At 70.7% G+C, this 22,364-nt stretch carries 16 protein-coding genes; 12 read left to right on the forward strand and 4 right to left on the reverse strand.

What is annotated here, in order from left to right:
- Positions 1–133 precede the first annotated feature (133 nt).
- Complete coding sequence (locus DWB77_RS00300; protein WP_342777895.1) at positions 134–1,969, forward strand: hypothetical protein; 1,836 nt, start codon at positions 134–136, stop codon at positions 1,967–1,969.
- A 283-nt stretch (positions 1,970–2,252) separates the two neighbouring features.
- Entirely contained in the window at positions 2,253–2,981 is a 729-nt protein-coding gene (locus DWB77_RS00305) for a hypothetical protein (protein WP_120719355.1), read from the forward strand.
- Positions 2,982–3,592: 611 nt separating this feature from the next.
- Here DWB77_RS00305 and DWB77_RS00310 read toward each other — a convergent pair.
- The 4 genes from DWB77_RS00310 to DWB77_RS00325 all read right to left on the reverse strand — a co-directional run bounded on the left by DWB77_RS00310 (position 3,593) and on the right by DWB77_RS00325 (position 8,290).
- Positions 3,593–4,735: a Fic family protein gene (locus DWB77_RS00310; protein ID WP_120719356.1), complete on the reverse strand. Its 1,143-nt coding sequence runs from the start codon at positions 4,733–4,735 to the stop codon at positions 3,593–3,595.
- Between the two features lie 382 nt (positions 4,736–5,117).
- Positions 5,118–5,933: a hypothetical protein gene (locus DWB77_RS00315; RefSeq protein ID WP_120719357.1), complete on the reverse strand. Its 816-nt coding sequence runs from the start codon at positions 5,931–5,933 to the stop codon at positions 5,118–5,120.
- Between the two features lie 151 nt (positions 5,934–6,084).
- Positions 6,085–7,158, reverse strand: coding sequence for a hypothetical protein (locus tag DWB77_RS00320; protein ID WP_120719358.1), 1,074 nt, complete (start codon positions 7,156–7,158; stop codon positions 6,085–6,087).
- Positions 7,159–7,201: 43 nt separating this feature from the next.
- Positions 7,202–8,290 carry a hypothetical protein gene (locus DWB77_RS00325; RefSeq protein ID WP_120719359.1) on the reverse strand — a complete coding sequence of 363 codons (1,089 nt, stop codon included), beginning with the start codon at positions 8,288–8,290 and terminating at the stop codon, positions 7,202–7,204.
- A 1,178-nt stretch (positions 8,291–9,468) separates the two neighbouring features.
- On the opposite strand from DWB77_RS00325, the gene DWB77_RS00330 reads away from it, so the two are divergent.
- The 10 genes from DWB77_RS00330 (at position 9,469) to DWB77_RS00375 (ending at position 22,331) form a co-directional block, all read left to right on the forward strand.
- A complete protein-coding gene (locus DWB77_RS00330; protein WP_246033318.1) occupies positions 9,469–10,359 on the forward strand; it encodes a conjugal transfer protein in 891 nt (296 codons plus the stop codon).
- Positions 10,356–10,688 carry a hypothetical protein gene (locus DWB77_RS00335; RefSeq protein WP_216826801.1) on the forward strand — a complete coding sequence of 111 codons (333 nt, stop codon included), beginning with the start codon at positions 10,356–10,358 and terminating at the stop codon, positions 10,686–10,688. Before DWB77_RS00330 ends, DWB77_RS00335 begins: the two co-directional genes overlap by 4 nt.
- Entirely contained in the window at positions 10,685–11,299 is a 615-nt protein-coding gene (locus DWB77_RS00340) for a hypothetical protein (RefSeq protein ID WP_120719361.1), read from the forward strand. Before DWB77_RS00335 ends, DWB77_RS00340 begins: the two co-directional genes overlap by 4 nt.
- Before the next feature lie 979 nt (positions 11,300–12,278).
- The gene (locus tag DWB77_RS39395; RefSeq protein ID WP_342777896.1) at positions 12,279–13,997 is read left to right on the forward strand and encodes an ATP-binding protein; all 1,719 of its coding nucleotides are present in this window, start codon (positions 12,279–12,281) and stop codon (positions 13,995–13,997) included.
- The gene (locus tag DWB77_RS00350; RefSeq protein WP_120719362.1) at positions 13,994–14,353 is read left to right on the forward strand and encodes a hypothetical protein; all 360 of its coding nucleotides are present in this window, start codon (positions 13,994–13,996) and stop codon (positions 14,351–14,353) included. Before DWB77_RS39395 ends, DWB77_RS00350 begins: the two co-directional genes overlap by 4 nt.
- A complete protein-coding gene (locus DWB77_RS00355) occupies positions 14,353–16,980 on the forward strand; it encodes a hypothetical protein (protein ID WP_120719363.1) in 2,628 nt (875 codons plus the stop codon). Before DWB77_RS00350 ends, DWB77_RS00355 begins: the two co-directional genes overlap by 1 nt.
- Positions 16,977–18,143 (forward strand): NlpC/P60 family protein, encoded by a 1,167-nt coding sequence (locus tag DWB77_RS00360; RefSeq protein WP_120719364.1) that lies wholly within the window; start codon positions 16,977–16,979, stop codon positions 18,141–18,143. The genes DWB77_RS00355 and DWB77_RS00360 overlap by 4 nt, the downstream gene beginning before the upstream one ends.
- Before the next feature lie 260 nt (positions 18,144–18,403).
- Positions 18,404–18,811: a hypothetical protein gene (locus DWB77_RS00365; RefSeq protein ID WP_246033319.1), complete on the forward strand. Its 408-nt coding sequence runs from the start codon at positions 18,404–18,406 to the stop codon at positions 18,809–18,811.
- Positions 18,787–21,408, forward strand: coding sequence for an ATP/GTP-binding protein (locus DWB77_RS00370; RefSeq protein WP_120719365.1), 2,622 nt, complete (start codon positions 18,787–18,789; stop codon positions 21,406–21,408). Before DWB77_RS00365 ends, DWB77_RS00370 begins: the two co-directional genes overlap by 25 nt.
- A complete protein-coding gene (locus tag DWB77_RS00375; RefSeq protein WP_281279965.1) occupies positions 21,405–22,331 on the forward strand; it encodes a replication-relaxation family protein in 927 nt (308 codons plus the stop codon). The genes DWB77_RS00370 and DWB77_RS00375 overlap by 4 nt, the downstream gene beginning before the upstream one ends.
- The last annotated feature ends 33 nt before the right edge of the window (positions 22,332–22,364 follow it).

Consider the following 22,364-nt stretch of genomic DNA (forward strand, 5'->3'; position numbering starts at 1 on the left):
TGCTGTCCTGGGACATCTCCCAGCTTCCCGCCAAGCAGCGGGTCGTCCCGGTCGTGTTGTTCGACACATGGGAGGAGATCGGCGACCGTACCCACGCGACCTGGAGCGCCTTTTGCAGAGGGTCGTCTGGCTCATGCCGCAGACCTTCTTCGTCATCACTGGACGCGCCCGCCTCCAGTGGGGTGATGTCGGTCTGGAGGGCCAGCTCGACTGGACGGGGCCGGCCGCCTGGCCCGGACTCGCCGCCGGCCCCGTGCCGTCCCCGCGTACCGCGGCCGCCGGATCTGCGGCACCGGCGCCGCGCGGGCAGGTCCTGATCGGTGACTTCAGCCGTGAGGACGCCGACGACTACCTCGCCCGGCGCCTGACCCGCGACGGCCGGCCGCTGATCGAGCCGGCGATCCGCGCCGTGATCGCGGAGCGCTCGCACGGCCTGCCCCTGCACCTGGACCTGTCCGCGATGCGCTTCCTGGAGATCCGCCGCTCCGGCCGGACCCCGCAGCCGGACGACTTCGCCGCCGACTTCCCAGCGTTGGTCGCCCGCACCCTGCAAGACCTCACTCCCGACGAACGGCATGTCCTGCGGTCGGTGAGCCTGTTCGACTCTTTCGATCTCACGCTCGCGGCCCAGGCCGCGGGCCTGACGCACGAGGCACCCGCGTTGCGCCTGACGGAGCGGCCGTTCGTCCGGGAAAACGCCTTGTCCCGGTGGCCCTTCAGCCTCCACGCACTGATCCGCTCCACCATCCGGTCCGCCGACGACCAGGCCGATGACCGATGGTCGCCGCGCGACTGGGACCACGCCGCCCGCCGCGCCTTCGCCGCCCTGGGCGGGCAGTGGGCCGCCCACAGTGGACGCGATCGCCTTCTGCTGACCGGTGCCCTGCGCCAAGGCCTCGCAATCGCCCGCGACTTCCGTCTCGACCTGGACTGGCTCGCGGACGCTACCTGGGCGTATGTGGCCGACGAGATCTGGGAGCCGATCGCCCTCCCCGCCGCCCCCGACCCGGCCGGTGGTCCGGTGCCGCTGGCTACGGCCGCCGAGGCCCTGGTGGAGACACTCAGCGCCCTCGCCCGCCGCCAGCACGAGCACCGCGAGCGCACCGTCACCCGCCTGACCGCAGTCGTCGCTGCCGATCTGCTGCCCGCCGACCTGACCGAACTGGCCGTGTACTACCTGGCCAAAGCCCATCGCGACCTCGGCCACGCCACCGAATCGCGTCTCGGGATGCAGCGCGTCGCCGACGGCGGAGGGCGGCTCGCGCCCGCCGCACGACGTGGCCTCGCCCACCTCGCCCGCCTCGACGGGGACTTCCCCGCCGCCCTCCAGACCGCGCAGAGCCTGGGCTGGGAGGGCCGTCAGCACCGCGTCGAAGGCGACGTCCGCTGGGTTCAGGGCGACATGACGGGCGCGATTGCCGCGTACGAGCAAGACCGCGCTCAGGCCGAACAGCACGCAGTGGCCGGCGAACGGGCCACCGCACAAGCACAGCTCGCCTTCGCCACCGCCTTCACCGACCCCGACCGTGCCGCCGTCGAACTGGAGCTCGCTGAGCAGCTCTTGGCCGGCGTCGACCTGCGCGCCACCACCATCACCACCCGCATCGCCGCCCTCATCCAGGACGCCGGAATCAGCGGTGATATTGAGGACCGTGCACAACGGCTGCGCACCGAGATCAGCGTCGCCGGCCTCAACTCCGCGCAGCTCCCCGCCCTCGAACTGGCCCTCGCCTTCCACCACGCCGTACACGACGATCGCGATGGCGTGACCGCCGCCCTCTCCCGGCTCCACGACCTGACCCAGGGCGGCGACCGCGCGTACTACTCCGACATCGCCCGCTTCATGGCTGACCTGCCGCTTGCCGAGCCCGGCTCGGGCGCACGCTGGCTCGACGGCCAGCAGGTCACGCGCGACCGCTGGCGTGCCCTGGTCACTGCGCGTGCCGATCGTCTGCGGGCCGCCCGATAGACCACCACCGAGGGTCGATTCAGCGTCAGCTTGGCATGACCTGGCGAACGGTCCCAGCGCTTCGCCGACGCTACGTCGCCGGAGGAGCTGTTCACTGGCCAGTGGCAGAACGGGACCTGCGTCCTCGACGAGTAACAAGACCTACCGCGACGACCGCTGGAACGAGGGATGCAGCGACGCCTGGAAGATCTGGGAGGAGGAGGCGAGTCCTGCTCGCCTCCTGACGAGCACGGGTCCCAGACCAGCTTGACCATGATTAGTGCCACGGCGATTGAATACCCATGTGATCGACTGGACACAAGTGCTCGACCCCCTAGGAACCGCCGGCCGCGTGCCCGCACTCCTGGACCAGGTGGAGACCGAAAGCAGTGCTGAAGCATGGGACGACCTTGGGGATGCGCTATGTCTCGAAGGTGAGACCGTGGTTCCGGCGAGCTTCGCCGCACTTCCACGCCTGGTGGCGATCGGTGCAAAAAGCCCTGAGGCGCTCAGCCTGGCCGGATCAATCATGCGGGGAGCCCTCCAAAACCATGGCGCTGACGACCTGCTGAGGTGCTGCACCGGCGTGGTGCCCCGACTTCAGGCACTTCTGGACCAACGCCTGACATTGCGGCCGGTCGGCTATCTGCATGCCTTCCGTGACCTGCTGGCAGCCAATGGGCAGTACCACTGGAGTGCCGTACTTGGAGACCTCTCGGACGACTTCTACGACCTGCGCTGCCCTCACTGCGACGTGGAAGTGACGGTCGCCATCGGCGACCATGGGCGGTACTCAGCAATCCGGGACTGGCATGCCGGAGACATTGAGCGACGCGATCTGCAGCCCGTGCCGCCGGAAGACTTCGTAGGCACCGGACGCTGGATGTACGACACGGCAGTCCGTGATGACCAGAGCTGGCTCGCGAACGGTCTCACCTACCTTTTCGGAATGGCTGAATGCCCGCGGTGTGCCAGCAGATTCGGCGTCGCGGATGAGTACACAGCCGCGAACCTCCCCTCTTCGGGGGAGTGAGCGCAGGTAGAGCTCGTGCAGTGGGGCTCCAGCAGCACGCAACGTGAACAAAGCCACGAGGCGAAGCTGCAAGCCCAGGAATGAAGCTAAGGATCTCGTGGCTGCCGCTCAAGCCGGAGTGATCACAGTTAGTCGGCTCCGTGTGCGCGCGGTCTTGAGGGAGTATCAGCCCTACGCCTGTTGCACAGCCTCTGCTGTGGCGCGCGGGGCTGCGACGCGACCCGGCCGCCGCCCGACCGGCAGGGTCTTGGTGCCCGCCCTGCGCAGCCGGTCTCGCGCGATGGTGATCTGCCGCATCCTGGCCGCCGTATTGCTGTCTTTGCCCTCCGGCAGGGCCCTGCGGCAGGCGTTCTCCTCGACGCGACCTGGGGCATCTGGCGGTCCCAGGAGGTACCCCACTGGTGGGCGCACATCCGCGTCAACAGGCGGGCGCACGCCGCCGAGGCGGAGGTCCACCTGGGCAAGGCCGAGTCGATCACGCTCGAGGCGTGCGGCGAGGGTCCCACGTCACCACGAGCATGGCCCCCGCTACTTTCACGCTCACTCCCGACGGGAAGCTCACCGGGCGCGATCTCCCCGGCGAAGACTGACAACAGGCGCAGTGACCCCGGCTACGTGGCGTACGGATCGATGATGGTGTGGGGTCGTCGGGCGGTGGTCAGGACGTCCTGGGGGAAGCGGGGGCCGGCGGTGTAGTGGCGGCCCTTGGTCTGGCCGACCGCCGTGAGCACCTGGGCCTTTGTCAGGGCCTGGAGATCACGGGTGGCCTGCTGGGTGTTGATGGCTTCGGCCTTCTCGTAGCGCGAGCGCCGCACCCGGCCCGTCATCGCGACCTCGTGCAGGGCGGTCAGCTGCCGCTCGCTCAGCCCGAGTTCGCCCTGGGCGTCCATGAGCTGCATCCAGCAGCCGTTGGAGCGGTCCACGCGGAACTGCACGCGCTGGGCCTGCTGGTGGTAGGCGAGGAGGCTGAACTTGATCCACGGCAGGGTGTCGCGTTCGGGGGACCAGACGGGGCCGCCGACCTCGCGGAGCACCTTGTAGTACTCCCAGGTGTTGCCGGGCATGCCCAGCCACTCCTCGATCGAGGAGAACTCGGGGGCCAGGACGCCACCGCGGGCGATGAGGAGGGTTTGCAGGGAGCGGGACATCCGTCCGTTGCCGTCCGACCAGGGGTGGATCTTCACCAGGTTCAGGTGGGCCATGGCCGCCCGGATCAGCACGTGGTGGTCCAGGTCGCCGGCGTTGAGCCAGTCCACGAACTCGCCCATCAGGTGGGGCACCAGGTCCTGGTCGGGGCCTTCGTAGTCGGTGGCTAGCTCGTCGCCGGGGGCGGTGATGCGGATGGAGGTCTTGCGCCACTGGCCCGCGGTCTTCAGCGGGTGGTGGTGGCCCTGGAGCATCCAGTGCAGTGCGTTGAGGAGTTCCTTGTTGTAGTGGAAGTCTTCGACGTCGTGGAGGGACTGGATGTAGGTCATGGCCTGCTGGTAGGCGAGCGTCTCGGCCTTGTTCTCCTCGCTCGCGTCGACCCCCTCGCGCTCGCCGTCCATCAGGTCGGCCACGTCGGTGGCGTCGACCCGGTAGCCCTCGATTGTGTTGGAGGCGGCGATCGCGCTCGCGGTCAGCGCCTTGCGCAGGTCGAGGGTCCACTTCATGGGGGCCTGCTGCACCGCGTGGCGCAGCTGGTCCCGCATCGCGTCGACCTGCTCCAGGACCTGGACGTCGGCGGGAGTGAGGCGGGGCATCGAGTACAGCATGACGCAATGATACTTAGCTTCTATCATTTGTGCCACGCGTTCCCATCGTGGTCCGGATTGCGGTGCGCCCGAGAGCAGCGCGATCCGTCTGCCGGTTACGGCACGTCGCCGCTGATCATGCCGGTCTGCTGCAGGACCGATTGACGGCGTAGGAGCCGCCCTCTCGGCCAAGCGACGACCGCTTCGCCGACGCCGTAGACGCCGCGTCGGCGAAGAACTTGCGCTCGCCGACGTCGCGGTCATGCCAGTAGCCGTAGACCTGCGCCCCCCGGGCCGGAGCTGAAGTGTCACGCGGAAGCGGAAGGCCGTGGAGACAGCCTGTCACTCCCACGGTACGGAGCCGTGCTCGCCCGGTGGCGCCGGGCGGACAGCGCCTGCCGGCTCATCGGGGAAAGGCCTCCCGCCCTGCCTCCTGGGCCTCGCGCAACGCTTGGCCGAAGGCGTCCGTGACCGTCTCAGCCCACGCAGCCTTACCCTCGACCTCCTCGACGGCGTGCTCGTCCCCGGCGGTCCGGGCCACCAGGTCAGGCACTTGATCGCTCCGGTCGTTGAGGTAGCGGATCTGTTCGAGCTCCGCGTACCGCGCGTCCGCCTCCGCGGTCTGCTGCGCGTAGTCCTCCAGCGCCCGCACTCGGCTCGTGATCCCGCGCAGACCGGCCCCCAGCGCGCGCCGCCGGTCCCGCAATACGCTGATCAGGGCGGTGCCCTGTGGATGGTCAGGTTCCTGGCGGCACAGTTTGCTGTACAGGGCCAGCGACAACGCGATCTCCCACAGCTGCGCGGGGAACATGTACTCATTCGCAGCGCGGTCGATCAGATCCTCGCCGTGCACCCGGGACTTCAGCATGACGTGCTGGGCACGATGGGCACGGCGCAGCAAGTCCCAGGCGGGGTCGCTGAGTTCGTCGACCAGGACGTAGTGGCCGTGCGCGTCAGCGAGTGCCTTGAGCCACCGGTTGTCACTGGCACACTCCAGAGCAGCGAATAGGGCGAACACCCCGACGAGCGCCGCGAGAACCATCACCCCGGCGTGCACGTACGGCACGGCCTTCTGCGACAAGGCCTGTGCCAGGGCCTCAAGAGCGAACCGGTGACGGCCGCCCGATGGGGCGGCGGCTCGGTCCAGTCCGTACAGAAGGAACGCACCGACCGAGACCGGGACGCTGCCCTTGAGCAGCACCGCCAGGGCGGGCCGCAACGGCGAGCGCAGCCGGGGACGGGGGACGGCCTCCGCGCCAGCGGGGTCAGCAGAGCGTGGGGCGCCAGTAGCACCACGGTGCGCCGGCGTTGGGGCAGGCCGGGGTCGACGATCCTGTCGGGCGGAAGCACACTGGTCGATCGCTGCCCGGTCACTGGTCGCTCCCTCCTTCGCGCGAGTGGAGAGATGATGCGGTGAGGCAGCCGAACTCCGAGTCGGAAGTACCCGTGGGGCGCGGGCTCCAGCCCGAATGCGAATGGTCCAACTGGTGAAGATGCTCCGTGGCCGCCCGGTACGCGGTCGCGGCCTGGTGCAGTGCGTGGATCGCCTCCTCGATCAACGCATCGGGCAGGAGCTGCCGTTCCAGTGCGCTCTCGACCGGCCGCCCCACGGTCATGGCTGTGTCCCTGTCCCATCCGGTGCGGGTGATGCGACGGTCCCGCTCCTGCTTCGCGGTTTGAGTCTCAACAGCCTGGGAGGCGAGTTGAGTGAACCGGTACTCGCGGGCAAGGAGCAGTTCGTGGACCGGGGCTGCGGCGGGCCGGGTCAGCACCCCGGCGATATCCCACAGCAGGTGATGGCCGAGCTCGACGGCACGGGCCAGTTCGGGTGTCTCGCGGTCGTCGGCTGCCTGGATGATCTGATGGCAGCCCAGGAAGCGCTGCATCTCCCGCAGACCGGTTTCATCCTGGACGATCCGTGCGTGCACCCGGGCCCGCGCGTCCAGGCGCCCGGGCACATGCTCGGCGAGTGCTGGGATGAGCAGCATCAGGGGCACCCCGACGTCGGCCGGTAGTCCCTTGGCCATCGCCGCGCCCACAAAGGTCAGCGCGAGGAAGGCGGCGAGCACGGTGGTGCTGGTGACCCAGAACCGGCAGCGCGCGTCGAAGTAGATCCGCAGAGGCGGACGCCGGGTGAGCCAGCGGCTGGCCAGCCGCGCGGCACGGGACGGCATCGGCGACAGCACGGCGATCTGTAGCGGCACTACCGGCGCGTCCTCGGACAGCGGGGCCGGCCAGCGCAGCCATCCCCACGCGGTTCGCTCGTCGATCCGGGTGTGCTCCTCCACGCGGTGGCTCTCCCGGCGGTAGCCGGGGCCTTGGTCGAGGGCCCCGGCTGCGAGCCGGGCCTGGGTCCGCTGGAGTTCACGGTGCCAGCGCCCGGGCTCAGTGGCGAAGGGGCGCAGCTCCGGCTCCGGCAGGGGGTGGTGGGGTTCGGTGGTCATGATCTCCTCGGTTCGCTCGGAAGCGCGTGCGTGTGATGGAGGGTCAGGTGCCGCTCGGCTCTGCCGGATCCCACGGGGAAGCGGCGGCAAGGGTGCAGGGGGTGCAGCGGCCGTCGCTGCCCGGGCGGGCGCGACGCGGGGTGGGTCCTGTGCAGGTGGTGCAGAGCGGCCAGTTGAGGCAGGCCGGGCAGAGGTCTTCTGCCGGTGCCGGGCCGGGGTTGCCGCAGGCGGCGCATTCGACGAGCACCCGGCGGGCGACGGCCTCAGCCGGGGATCGGTCGGCGCCACCCGCCCCGGTCCGCTCGTAGACGGTGAGCCCGGCGGAGTGGGGCGTCGGGGTGCTCTGGGCGGCGCGGAGCCGGGCGGCGATGATCGCAGCAACCGACGTACGGACCGGGTGGGGCAGCGGACGGTCGGCGATGAGGTGCTCGAGCTGCTCGGCGCTCCAGCCGTTGTCCAGAAGGGCGGTGGCGATCTGCCCCTGGTCTCGGAGCGCCGATCCGGTCAGCAGCAGGTTCGGGTGCCGCATCCCGATGGCGAGCAGCAGCCGGACGCCCGCGGTGGACTCGATCCGGTCCGGCGCCTCGGGCGCCTCGGTGGGGGCCGGGGTGTCGTCGTTTTCGCGCGCGGGCGCGGAACGGACGGACGGATGGACGGGGTTGGTGTTCTGCTTGTTGGTCTTCTTTCTCTTGGTGTTCTTTGGTGCCGGATCAGCCAGAACAGGGTTATCCAATGCCGAATTTTCCGTCATTGGCTGCGACCTGCGCGTTCGCGGCAGCAGGACGGTGGAGGCCGCATCCCCCAGCAGGTCGTACAGGTGCGCGGGCATATCGGTGATGGCATAGACGGCTTCACCGAGCGTCCCGTCCTCGTTCCGCTCACGGTCCCGGGTCAAGTAGCCGTGCTGCTCCAGCTCCTTGAGGCCGCTACTGACCGCGTCCCGCCCATTAGTGGCGCACCTGGCGAGCTCGGCCACCGTGACCCGCCAGCCGTCCCGGTGAGTGGAGATCAGCCCGAACAACCCCTTGGCCTTGAAGCTGATCCGCGGGTCGCGGAAGAGGGCGTTGGAGATCTGCGTGAAGCGGTCCCCGGCCATCACACCGCGCCGGATCCCCGCCCCGTAGCCGCTCATCGCGAGCCTCCCGCCGACGTCACGGCAGGTCGGCGGGTGCCGGAACCCGTAGTCGGTGAGGCGGTGATGTCCGGAGCGAGCTGCGAGGCGTCGTGCGCATGTTCCATGCCTTGAGTCCACCCGCGGCCTCCGACCGGAACGCCGACCGGATGCCCCCACCAGCCGTCACGATCCGATGACGTTCCACGCCGAGCCTGGTGGAGGGACCGGTGGAGGGCCCCCTCCGGCAGGGGTGCGCACCGAAGGGACCCGCTGCAAGGTGACTCCGCGCCGTCAGCCGGGGCGGGGATCATGAGCGGAGGAGCAGGGCACGGTGTCGCATCCCACGGTCTCGGACCGCAGCCCGAAGAGACTCCCTGCCCCCCGCCTCGCAGGCTCCCCAGGAGAACGGGCACCACGACGACGACCCGTCGCCCCCTCCACGGGCGGACCGGAGTTGCCGTGAGCATCGGCTATCCCGTACTGCGCCGCGCGTTGCCGAGACGCTCTCCGCCAGCGGCGCGTTCGACGCAATGCCGGACTTGTCAGCGTCGTTCGGGGCCGTGTCCCGGGAACGGTTCGCATCCACGCGGGTCTGGCTGCTCGAGCGCGACGCTGTCGTGCCTCCGGTCGCGGTAACGCACCTGGGCTCGCCCCGTTGGCCGGCCAACTCGGGCGGTGCGCAGTGGCGGTGTGAGCGGCCCTGGGCCGCCACGAGTCCGTCACCCGCGCTGCGCACCATCGGATGCGCATTGGACCAGCTCGGTGTTCCGACGACGGGCTGCGCACGCGGCCGCCGGTTCTCCTCGCCGTGCGCGGCCGCCGCTTCAGCTCGGCGGCTCAGCCGGAGCCGGGTCGTCTGCGCATCGGCCACGGAGCGGGAAGCGCGCATCGCCGATGGACCTCTCGGGCGCCGGCCCCGACGGACCACACGACGCCGGGGTGGAGTCCGTGGCGCACCTGTGGCTGAACGGGAAACCGCCGTCAAGGTGTCAGCGGAGGGCGTGGAGGGGGCAGTGGAGGGGTCCCTCCACTGCCCCCTCCACGGTTTTGAGGCCGCTTCGTGACCGTGGAGGGGGCAGATCGGTCGGCGAACCGGTCGGAGGTGACGGGTTTCGTCCAGGTGGCAACACATCGCTTCTACCTGGGAGTTCCACATGTCTCCTGCGACACAGGCCTCGGGCGGCCAAGAGCCGCCGATGGCTGCGGGGGTAGCCCTGGCCCGGATGCGCCGTCAGGTCCGGCTCGGGCGCTGGGGGGTGTGGGTCGCGCTCGCGTGCGGCCCCCTCGCCCTCGCAGCAGCGGCCATGCCGTCGCCCGACGCGTCGGCGGCGGCAGCACCGGCGCCGTCGAGCAGCACGGTGCGCACACCGGCAGCCACCGATCCGTCCGGGTATGCCGAGCTGTACCTGGCGGCCTGGTTGCGCAGCACCGGCAGCGACGAGAACAGTGCGCAGGCACGCCTCGCCCAGGCCCTGGCACCGTCGGTTGCGCTGCCGCGGCCGGAGGGTGCGCAGCCGGTGCTCGAGCGCGCAGTGGCGGTGCGCAGTGCGCAGCGCGAGCGCGGACAGTGGTCGGTGACGGTGGCTGCGCAGTACGCCGACTTTTCGGTGCGCTACTTCGCGGTGCCCGTCGTGGCCGGCTCGGACGGCGGCTCGTTCGCGGTCACCGGGGCTCCCGGTCAGGTAGCGGGCCCCACGCCGGCGAAGACCCCAGAGTCGGCATACGGAGTGAGCCTGCCAACGAAGGGGGTGCTCGCCGCCACCGTCGGCGAGTTCCTGCGCGCCTATCTCACCGGACTCGGTCAGGTTGACCGCTACCTGGCCCCGGGGGTGCAGCTCGCGGCTCTGTCCGGGACGTCGTACACCGATCTTCAGGTCGAGCAGGCCACCGCGGTCGAAGAGGCGGCATCCGCCGGCACGGTCCCGGCCGATGGCACGAGGGTGCGAGTACAGGTGCAGGTCACGGCCCACGACAAGTCGGGCGCGTGGCCGATGACCTACGAGCTGACGCTCACAGCTCGGGCCGGCCGCTGGGAAGTGTCCGCGTTCGCCACCGCTTCGGTTACGGGCGGGGGCAGCCGGTCGTGAACACCGTGCACTCGGTGGTGCTGGCCGGGAAGTTGGAGGACCTCGGCAACTCGTGGATCGACATGTTCACCACATGGGGCAGCCGTGGGCTGAAGGCCGCCCTGATCGTGATCGTCGTCGTCTACATGGTGCAGCGGTTCTCCATCAAGGCAGGCATCGGGGCGCTGCTGCTGATGGCGATCGCGCTGGGGATCTACCAGGCGCGCGACGACCTCGCGGCGATCTTCACCGATGAGGTCAAGAACCCCACCAAGAAGTCGGCCCCCGCTCTCGTGGTGCCGGTGCATCCGCTCGACGCTGAGCTTCGGCAGACGGAGGTAGTGCTGTGAGCACACACAGCGCGGCCCCACGCACGGGGCGCTTCTACACCACGGCCCGCCGCCACCCGTGGGTGCTGGGCAAGGTCGCCGACTTCAAGATTCCGCTCGGCCCGTACACGCCTGCGCAGATCGCGGTCGCGGCCGTCGGCGGGCTGCTGCTGATCGAGACGGTGACGTGGTGGAGCTGGCTGGGCCCGCTCCCCCTCGCCGCGTGGCTGGTGGCGATCTGGGCGGTGCGCCGCCCCAAGTTCGCCGCTCGCGCCCCGCTGCCGGCGGCGGTCGGATGGATGACGCTGCTGGCGCAGCCCGCCGCAGGGCGGATCGGCGGCCGCACCGCCCGCGACCGCGCACCGCGCCTTGTGCGGGGCGGCTTCCTCATCGAGGACCTGGGCGCGGATGACGTGGCCTCTGACCGTACGGCCGCGGCGGGCAGTGCTCTTCCGCGCGCTGACAGGCCTCCCCGGCCGGTGCGCCGGCCACGGACACCGACAGCGCCGCGTGCGCGGCGGCCGCGGGCCGCTGCCCGCCCGGCCCCGGTGACGCGTGCACGGGTGGCCTCCCCTGCGCAGCGGCTGCTCGCCCAGGCCGCTGCCCGCCAGAACGAGGGGGTGTGGCTGTGAGGGTGCCGATCCGTCATCTCGCCGGGCATCTTCTGTGGTCGGCTCAGGGCGGGGTATGGGCCATCTACCGCCTGAACTGCGGGCCCGACGCACACGGAGCAACCACCGAGACGGTGCAGGGCACCTACGTGCCCGCCCAGGTCCGTGAGGAACTGCTGTCCAAGGCGGCGCACTTGGTGCGCTCCTTGTCCGGGACACCGCGGCTGTACGGGCTGTGCGCTCAGGTCGATCCGGGCGAAGTCGCGCTGCGGATGCTCGACGGAGTCGACCCGCAGGCCGGCAGTGCCGCCCGGCACGTGGGCCAGCACCCCTGGGCCGAGACTACCGAGGCGGCGCTCACCCTCCTGGAGGGCCAGGAGATGCACAGGCGCACGCTGTGGCTGGCCGTGCCGCTGAACACCGAGAACAGGGCACTCACCTGGGCAGCCGGCGTCGGCGCGGTGTGGGCCGACCTCTCCAGCCAGCTCGGGCTGGCCCCGGCCCCGGTCACCCGCCGCGAGGTGACCGCCTGCCGACGCCAAGCCGAGCAGATCGAGGCGCAGCTGTCGGGCGCGGTCTCTTTCCGTCCGGCCCGCCCGGCGGAGGTCGTGTGGATGGTGCAGCACGCTCTGCGCCGCGGGCTGGCGGAGCCTTTGCTGGCCGAGGCCGAGTCCAGCGCACTGTACGGCGGGTGCCTGAAGGGCGGGGAGCTGCGCTCGCCGAGCTACGCCGACCTCGGCCAAATCCGCCTGCTCGAAGGCGGCATCACCCCCGCCCAGGGGGACGTCGAGGGGATGTCGCGGTCGGCGAGGAAGACGATGCCGTTGCCGCTGCGGGCCGGGCGGGCCGCGGCCCGTGGTGGCGCCGGGGTACGTCCTCACCGCTGCGACGGCGCTGGCTGCAGGTCGAGACGGAGGACGGCTGCGGCTATCAGGCCCACCTGGCGCTCGCCGAGTGCCCTCCGGCTGTCGGCGCCGAAGCGGCTGATCTCTTCGCGCAGTTGGAGGGTCTGGCGTTTCCCGTCGACTACTGCATCGACCTGGCCCTGGTGCCGGCCGAGAAGGCCAAAGCGCAGGTGCAGCGGAAGAAGAACGAGCTCGTCGACCAGGCCGACCAGTACGACGCGCGCCCCACCGGCATGCCCTCCACCCTGCTGGATGCCGCCCGCGATCTCGGTGAGCTGGATTCCCGGCTGTCGCGGACGTCGATCGAGGTCGAGGTCCAGTCGGTCACCGTTCTGAGCGTGTGGGCCGCCCGGGCGGCAGACTGCGATGCCCGCGCTCGGGCGCTTGCGGCGCTGCTGGCCGGGGCGGACTACCGGGCGGTGCGCCCGGCCGGACTTCAAGAAGCCCTCTTCACCCTCGGCCTGCCCGGCACCGTACGCCCGCCCACGCTGCGCGAGTTCGTCCAGCACCAGGTCTCCGAGGACTGGGCGATGAATGGTGCCCTGACGCTCACCGAGGCAGGCGACCCCAACGGAATGCTGCTCGGCTTCGACCAGGACACCGGGACCACCCGGCCGGTGCTGCTGAACATCGCAGATGCCCCCAAGGCGGATGCCTCGGCCTCCTTCGCCGTCAGCGGAGACCCCGGCGGCGGTAAGAGCGCGCTGCTGAAGCTGCTCACCCAGTCCGCCGTGGACCGTGGCGGGCGGGCGATCTGCATCGACCGCACCCCGCTGCGCGAGTGGGCGACCTTCGCCCGCTCTGCGGCCCCGGGCCGCTGCCAGATCATCGACGCCGCCGCGGCCGGGGTCTCCATCGACCCGCTGCGCATGTTTCCCGGCACCGCACAGGGCGCGCACTACGCGCTGAGCTACCTCACTCTCCAGCTCGGCATCGGACCCATGACCGCGGCCGGCGGCGTCCTGCACCGGGCGGTCGAGGAGGCAGCTCACAGCGCCGCTCCGTCCATGCACCAGGTGCTGGACCACCTGAAGACGATGGCAAGCGGGGGCGACGGCGCCCGTACGGAGGCGGCTGCCACCTTGGTCGACCTGATGCGCATTGTCGCTTCCAACCCGCTCGCGCAGATGGTGTTCGACCCCATTCTTCCGCCGGTCCGTCTCGAGCAGGACTTGGACTCAGACCTCATCGTGATCACCACCGCCGGGCTCACTCTGCCGCCGGGGGAGGCGCTCGCCCACCCCGAAGTGCTGCGCCAGCAGCCCCTGGAAGCGTTGATCGGCCGCGCGGTGCTGTATCTGATCGCGGCCCTGGCCCGCCAGACCGCGTTCGCCGACCCGAGCCGGTTCTGCGCGATTGCGGCGGACGAGCTGTGGTGGCTGACCAACTCCGCCGAGGGAACCGCGCTGATCAGCGAGATCCTCCACGACGGGCGCAAGCACAATGCCGGGCTGTTCGCCGGTGCCCAGGACGAGAAGGAACTCGGCCCGGACCGTGGCCTGTTCGCCTACCGGGCACTCGCCCGCACCCAGGATCACAAGATCGCCCGCCGAGGCCTGGAATTCATCGGTCTCGACCCCACCGATTCCGAGCTTCTGCGGATCGTCACCACCGATCTGTCGCCCCTGCGTAACCAGAGCAGGAAGGGCGAGATGCTCCTGACCGCGCCGCGGGGCAACACCTGCCGCGTCAAGGTCGCCATCCCCCGCCTACCGCGCATCCAGGCCGGCATCACCACCACCCCCGGCCAACACCCCACGCCCGCCGCAGTGGACCGCCCCTCGGCCGAAACGGCGAAGGAGCAGGTGCAATGACCAGCAGCGACTGGGACCGCTCGCGGCGCCGGGCCCAGACCATCGGCACGTTGGCCGTCCTGGCGGTACTGACCGCCGTGATCACCCTTGGCGCTACGGTCGGCGTCCCCGAGGCATGGTGGCCCCAGATCGGTTCGGCGTTCGCCGCCGGCCCGAAGCCCACCCCGCCCGCGGCGTCCGCCGGACCGTGCGCGCTCATCACCGGGCCGGCCAAGGACTCCTGCACCGCCACCCCCGCATCTTCCGGTGCGCAACCGGACGGAGCGGGTGCGGCGGACGCCTGGCGCCTGGCGGTACCGGCGGCCGGACTCATCCTCGTGCACACGGTGCGCTCCAGCGGACGGCGGAGGCGCTGATGCGGTGGCTGGATCGTGGCCGGCTGCGATCGGCCTGCTTCACGGCGCTGATCACCGTGGTGTTCCTGCTCGTCAACGCCCAAGTCGCGCACGCCGCCGAGACCAGCGGCGGCGACATGCTCTCCCCGCTCAACATCAAAAGTTCCGAAGGTGTCCCCATCAACGGCTACGAGCTGTCGGCCGAGGGCGGCTCCATCTTCTCGTTCAAGTCGAACGCGTACGCCTTCGTCATGAACGGCCTGTTCACCCTGCTGCGCCTGGTGGTTGGCCTGGCGTGCTGGGCGATCGGCTACGCCTTCAAGTTCCCGCTGCTCAAGATGCTGGCCGACCCGGCACAGAAAGCAGCCGACGCCTACAACCACGCCGTCGTGGACACTCTCGGCCTCAAGGGGCTGCTGTTGGCCTGGGCGTTCGTGTTCGGGCTGATCCTTTTCGTGCGGGGCAAGGCCGGCAAGGGCCTCGGCGAGATCGCCCTGACTTTGGTCATCGGCGCGCTCGCCGCGTCCGCGTTCGTCCGCCCCGACTACCTGCTCGCCCAGAACGGGCCGCTCGCCCAGACCGAGCAGGCCGCCGCCGAAGTCGCCCGCGACACCGTCAACTCCCACTACTGGGGCGGAAAGATCGCCAGCGACCAGGGGCCGTGTGCGGGCATGGCGGGCCACGCCGAACTCAAGTGCCTCCAGATCGAGGGGGCCAAACCGCTCTCGCCGGCCGAGGTGGCCCGCCCGATCCAGGACTCTCTCACCAACGCCCTGGTGGTCAAGGGCTACATGCTGCTGGAGTACGGCCGCGTCCTGGACCCCGCCAAGGAAGCCGACAGAAAGGCTTACGCCCTCCACCTCAAATGGGTCTCCGGCGGCTACAAGCCCGAGAACCAGCCCAAGAAGAACAAGGACGCCTGCTCTCTGCTCCGGGGACCTGCCCGGCAGTACTGCGAGCAGGGCGCCACCGGACAGCTCAAGAGCCCCGGCGGCGACCAGTTGCCCGCACTCACCACCGGCGACGCGCTGCTGCAGGCTTCCCAGCCCGTATTGACCGAGGAGGATCAGCAGTTCGCCGCGTTCCTCAAGGACCTTGAGGAAGCCGGTCCGGTCGGCAAGGCCTGCGCCCAGTACGCGGCGCAACCGACTGGCTGGCGCACCGCTGGTGCCCTCATGCTGTTCATCGCTGCCCTATTGATTTGCGCGATCCCGCTGTCCGCGGCGGTGGTCCTGCTCGGCACCCAGGCCGCCGACGCCGGCGCGGCCACGATCGGCGGTATCTCCTTCGTCTGGGGCATGCTGCCCGGCCCCAGCCGGCAGGCGGTGTGGAAGTGGGCCGCCCTGTTCATCATGTCGGTCGCGGTCATGTTCCTGGTCTGCATGTTCCTGCCGTTCTACGGCATCGGCGTGGACGTGGTGTTCACCGACGGGCCCGAGCTGCCGGCCGAACGCCTGCTGGTCCTGGACGTCCTGGGCATCGCCGGCCTGGCCTTCCACCGGTTGCTGATGCGCGGCATCTCCGGCTTCGGGCAACGTCTGGCGCTCCGGATGCGCTACGCGAAGGTCGGCGGCACGCACCTGCCCGGCGACACCTCGGAGATCGGCGCCGCTCTGGCTGTGCACACCGCAGCAGGAGCAGGATTCGGAATCGGTGGGCTGCGCTCCCTGGCCATGTCCGCCTCCTACGGCCAACTCGGTACCCGCCACCGGCTGATGGGCTCACTGGCCTCGCTGATGGACGGGACGGGCATGCCCCTCGACCCCGGCCGTCTGCTGGCCGACGCAGGGGCAGAGGCCTCCCGAGGCCTTGCGCCGCTCGCCCTGGCCACCACCGGTCTGCGGCTCGGGGCCCGCGGTGGCTGGGGATTGCTGGTGGGCCGCCGCCCGGACGACCAGGCGCTGGAGCGGTGGCGCAAACCCACCGCCGATGTCGACACCGCGAATGCAGAAGGGGAGGCGGGTGCAGGGGGCCCGGCGCGTCGCCGTGGACCCGCGGACCGCTACCGCGATCCGGACGGAACCATTGCCGACCGGGACTCCGGAACTCTGCTGCACGACCAGCACCAGGACCGCACCCTGCTCTCCACCCGGGCCCATAACCGGCTCGTGCGGCTGCGCGGCTACCGGATCCTGCACCGCGCGGGACGGATCGCGTACGGCTCCAGCTGGGGCCTTCCGGAAAACATCCGGCGCGGCCATGGACACAGCTCGCGCTACACCCAGGACGCCCGCCAGCAGGTGAAGGTCTGGGGCAACACCGTCCGTGAGGACGGCCGGGCCTGGGTCCGTGTCGGCAGCACCGCCGCCCAGCGGCTGCGCGAGGAGCCCAGTGACCGGGGCGCCACCGCTCCCTTCACCGGCCGGACCCTGCGCTCGACAAGCCCGCGGACCAGCGGGCTCTCTGCTCCTGGCGCACCGGCTGCTCCCCCGGTGCCGCCGGCCACGCCACCGCCGCGTCCGACAGCTTCCCCAGCCACGCCGACACCCCCGCCCACGCCAACTCCTCCGGCTGCCCCGGATCCCGCGGAGCTGCGGCGCAGGATCATCGACCGGCTCGGGTCCGGGGATCCGCCTGAGACGCGCCGCGTCCAGGACGAGATGCGCCGCCGCTTCGGCGACCCGGACGCGGACGGTGACGGCGGATGAGACTGCCGTCCCTGCCGCGCCCCCGACGGGCCAAGTGGGCTGTGCTGCTCACGCTCGTGCTGTTCACCGCAGTGTGCTGCGCAGCCCCGCTCGCCGGGACGCTCAACGCGCTGGCCGCGCTCGCCGCCACGCGCTCCACCACCACCAACGACCCAGGAGGCGGCACCATCGCCGACATCCCGCCCCGGATGCTGCAGGCCTACCAGAAGGCCGCATCCCTCATCGGACACGAGGTACCGGGCTGCCACGGCCTGGACTGGCCGGTCCTCGCCGGCGTCGCGAAGATCGAGTCCAACCACGCGGCCGGGCACAGTATCGCCGCCAACGGCGACATCACCCCGCGCATCTACGGCGTACTCCTCAACGGCTCCGGAGCTGGCGGCAACACCACCGCAGTCGCCGACAGCGACCACGGACGGTGGGACGGCACCGCACTGGGTGAACGGGCCGTTGGACCCTTCCAGTTCCTGCCCTCCACCTGGGACGACAGCGCGGGACGCGACGCCAACGGCGACGGCGTCAAAGACCCGCACAACGCCGACGACGCAGCCCTCGGCGCCGCCGTCTACCTGTGCGGCAACGGACGCGACCTGAGCGATTCGGCCCAACTCCGCTCAGCGATCTTGCAGTACAACCAGTCCGGGACGTACGCGGACGAGGTCCTGGGATGGATCCGCCAGTACCGCACCGCCACCAAGACCAACATCGACCTGAGCCACGTGACCGGGACGGCGCGCACCGTCCTCGATGCGGCCCTGGCCCAACGGGGCGTCCCCTACTCCTGGGGCGGCGGCGCGGCCTCCGGTCCCACCACGGGCAGCTGCTGCTCTCCCAGCGGAAAGTCCGGCGCCAGCATCACCGGATTCGACTGCTCGGGCCTGACGCTGTACGCCTATGCCAAGGCTGGCGTCCGGCTGCCGCGGACCGCGGCCGAGCAGGCAGCAGCCGGGCGGCGCATCCCCGCTTCCCAAGGACAAAACGCGCTGGCCCCGGGGGACTTGGTGTTTTACGCCTACGCCCCCGGCCGTGACTCCACGATCTACCACGTGGGGATCTACACCGGCAACGGACAGATGGTCAACGCCCCGCGCCCCGGCGCCGCTGTGCGTCTGGACGCCGTCGATGCGATGGCGGGCTTCGCGGGAGGGGCGCGCCTGTTGTGAACACCCCACCCCTTTGTCCGCAGCCACGTCCCATCTGGCCGCTCGCGCTGTGCACCGCGCTGCTTGCCTGCGGCGCTTTCCTCCTGCTCCTGCACTCGGGGCACCCGGGCGTGACCGGGCCGACCACGGCGCGTGCTACGGCCCTGCCGTCGGCCACTCCCACACGAACAGAGCGGCCACTCCCCCAACCCTCCCTCCCTGCAACTGCCGCCGCGGCAACCGTTTCTGCGGCTCCCCCCACCACCCCCAGAGCTGAAGCAGTGACGGCGCCGCCGCGCGGCGACGGGCCGGGCAGCGACCCTGCCATCCAGGCCCTGCTGGACCAATCCTGGCCCCGCGACCTTCCCGCCGGGGACGAGCAACAGCTGCTCGCAGCCGGACGCAGACTCCTGACCGCCGACGCGACAGGCGTGGGTCGCACCGCCTTCCCAGTCATCTTCCCGCCACGTCAACAGACGGTGATGGTCCCGGCATTCACGCGCATCCGCATCCAGGCCGCTGTCGCCCGAGCCGACCCCGCCCACCCTGACCGAGCGCTTGTGCACCTGGTGTGGGCGGGCGCCGACCGCGGCGGCACCTACACCGACGGCCGCCTTGCCGACCTGTCCTTCACCCGCAGTCCATCACCGAACGGAGCGACCGCATGGCAGCCCATGCCGCTGTCCTGACCCCACCACCGACCGCTGCGGGACCCGTCCTTGGCGCACTCCATCAGCTCGTCGGCTGCGCCGGCTGGATCACCGACCATGCCTGGCTGCTGCTCCTAGTCCTGGTGACCGCCGCCGTGACCGGCGAACATGTCGTACGCCGCCTTGCCACGCGCGCCTCCCAGGAACGCATGGCTCTCGACCTGGCCCCGGCACCACACTTCGACCCCTGCGCCGAGGAGATCCTTCGCCGTGGCATCGAGCTGACCCGGGCCTCCACCTCCATGCCCTGGTGGGCACCCCGGCGCGCCAAGGCGGTGCGGATCCGGCTGCGCGCCGACGGCGCCAGCCCCCTCATGTATCGCATCGAGGGGCCGGCTGGTGCCGAACGGCTGCTGTCCACCACGCCGTTCGGCCCGCATGTCACGGTGACCAAGGCCGCCCCGCTGGCGGACAAGCAGCGCAAGCACGATGTGCGGGCGGAGTTCATCCTGCGCGGCAATCCGGTCGCTACCCTGCGCGACGTTCCGCTCGACCCGGACCCCCTTCAGCCGCTCGTGGACGCCGTCGCCGATCTGCGTGCCCACCTCGGCGACCTGGCCGAGCTCTGCATCGACCTGCAGCGTGCCCCCAAGACGGTGCTCAGGGCTCGCCGGTGGCAACTGCTGGATGCCGCCCGGCGCAGCGAGCGGGGCGAGGCTTCGCGTCTGACCCGCTGGATGCACCGGGATCACCAGCGCCTGGAGGACTCCTGGCTGTTCCAGATCAGCCAGATGCTCACCCCCGACGGCCGCCGGTCCCGGGAGGGCGGCCGCATGGTCATGACGCCACCGCCGGTCCGGGTGGATACCGCGAAGGCTTTCGGCAAGCTCGCCGAGGACAGCCACCTGGTGCGGGTGCAGATCCTGGTGCGCTGCGCCTCGGACACCACGGGCCGTGCCGAGGCCCATCTCGCCCGGATCCAGGCCGCCATGGACGTGTTCGGCGGCTCGGCCCGGTTCGCCATGCGCGGGTGGCAGATCGGGCCGTGCCGGCTGGGAGCCGACCGCTTCCCCCAACGCAAACGGTTCGACAGGCGCTGGGCAACCGGGCAGTGCCAGCCGCCCAGCGCCAACTGGGTCCAGCTGACCGAGCTCCTTGGCCTCCTCAAGCCGCCCACCGTCCACTGCCGGCTCCCGCTACTCCCCGCCGACCTGCCGTCCTTCGCGCACGGCGATCCGTCCCTGCTGTTGCAGGGCTGGTACCGCAGGCCGGACGGACGGCGCCGCCTGGTGGCCACCCACGCGGCCGAAACCCTCTTCGAGGTCGCGGTGGGCAAAGCTGGCGGCGGCAAAACCGAACGGGCCCTGGCCCAGGCGATCGCCCTCGCGCACGCCGGCGGCGGACTCCTGTTCGTCGACCCGCACCGCGACTCCTGGAAGCGCGGCGCCCCTTACCTCGCCCACGACCACATCATGGGCCGCATCGCACGGATCGACCTCAAAGCCACCGGGCCCCACTCACTGATCAGCTCCTGGAACCTGATCGGCATGCACCACGGACGGGCCCGCCACGAAGTCGTCGAGGACACCGTCGACGCGTTCGCCTCCGCGTTCGCCTGGGACGACACCAACGCGCCCCGCGCGATCGCCATCTTCACTCAGGCCCTCACCATCCTGACTGCGATCAACGAGCTTGCCTGCAAAGCCCAGCGCCCCCACGACCAGGCCACCATCTTCCACATCCGCGCCCTGCTCACCGACGCAGGCTTCCGGACCAGCGCCCTGGACGCCCTGCACGGCCACCTGGACGAGGAGTCACGAGCCTGGTGGCAGAACGTCTTCCCGACCCTGCCAGCCGACTCCTTCAACATCCTGATCAACCCGCTCACCCGGCTCGCCGCCAACCCCGTCACCCGGGCCTTCCTCGGCCAAGGCCACGGCGTCTACAACATCCGCTCCGCCATGGACGCCCAGATGATCGTGTGGGTGTGCACGGACGGCAACGGCCCCACCGACAAACTCCTCATCGCCCTGCTCGCCCGGGACCTGCTGCGCGCCGGCCGCTCCCGCACCGACCTTCCCGAACACCAGCGCATCGCGTTCCGCGTCTACCTCGACGAGCTCATCACCCTGACCGGCACCGCCGCCGAGTCCATCGCCGCGATGTTCGAAGACCTGCGCAAGTTCCGCGTCCACATCCACGGCATGACCCAGATCCTGGCCCGACTCCCCGCCTCCGTACGCCAGTCACTGCTCCAGAACGCCTCCACCCTGTCCACTACCACCGGCTCCCGGGCGGCGGTCTGCGCCATCACTGAGGAATGGGGCGACCGGCCCAGCCCCACCCACGTCGCCAACCTCGACCGCTACGACCACTACGCCCAGTTCACCGTCGACGGCCGCCGCATCGGCCCCGTCCTCCTGCACGGCCCCCTGCTCGAGGAGGTGTTCACCGACCTGCGCGAGTCCGGCAAGGTCCGCGCTCTGGAAGCCGCCGCCGATCGCACCGCCGGGGCCCTGCCCCTGTCCAAGCTCACCGACCGCGCCACCGCCCAGCAGCAGCGCGTCCAGACCTTCCTCCTGGCACACACACCCGCCGCCACAAGGCCCACCCCACCGGCCAAGGAGTTCCAGTGACCAGCCAGACCCGCCCCGCCGACAGGCGGGCCGTGCCCGCCTTCCTGCCCAGTCCAGCCGAACCGCTCCCCCACCAAATCGTCGCCGCACTCGCCCAGCACCGCATGGCCACCACCCAGCAACTCCAGGACATGCTGCGCCCCCAGGCCACCCGGCAGACCATCACCAAGCCGCTGAACCGACTGCACAGAGAAGGTTTGGCCGCCTTCACCGTGCTCCCCCAGTCCAACCGGCGGCGCGCCTGGTTCCTCACCCCGGAAGGAGCCCGCATCGCCCGCGACTGGCCCCAGCTCCGCGGCCGCCCCCCTTACCCGATCACCTCGGCGTCCGCTGCCTCGATGAAGACACCGCACGTCCTGACCGTGGTCCGCGCCCACCTCACCTTCCTGCAAGACGCGCGCCGCCGCGGCGACGAACACGGCCACCTCGACTGGACCCCAGAGGTCGCCCACTCACTCGGCGACAGCGAACGCGTCATCGCCGACGCGCTCTTGCACTACGTCTTGCACGCCAGCGACGGCAGCCGCACCAAGCTCCGTGCCCTGGTCGAGGTCGACCGCGCCACCACCAGCAGCGAACGCCTGGCCACCAAACTCATCGAGTACGCCCGCCTGCACACCTACACCCCCACTCCGCCAGGACGGCGTGCCATCCAGGCGAACACGCCGCCGGCCTGGCAGCGCTGGTACCCCGTCTTCCCCCGCCTCCTGTTCATCCTCACCGGCGCCAGCCCTACAACCCTCGCCCACCGCATCGAAGACCTCCAGGCCATGACCGCCGAACACCCGGCCGTCGCGCAACTCGCACGCACCGTGCCTCTCGGCGCAGCCCTCCTGGACGACCTCGAACAACAGGGCCCCACCGAACACGTATGGACCCCGCTCAACGGGCGGGGCCAACGCCGCCCCTGGACCCAGCTGTGACCAGGCAAGCCCGGGCTCGTTCCCACCGCACGC

This window comes from Streptomyces hundungensis (assembly GCF_003627815.1).
GTDB classification, from domain to species: domain Bacteria; phylum Actinomycetota; class Actinomycetes; order Streptomycetales; family Streptomycetaceae; genus Streptomyces; species Streptomyces hundungensis_A.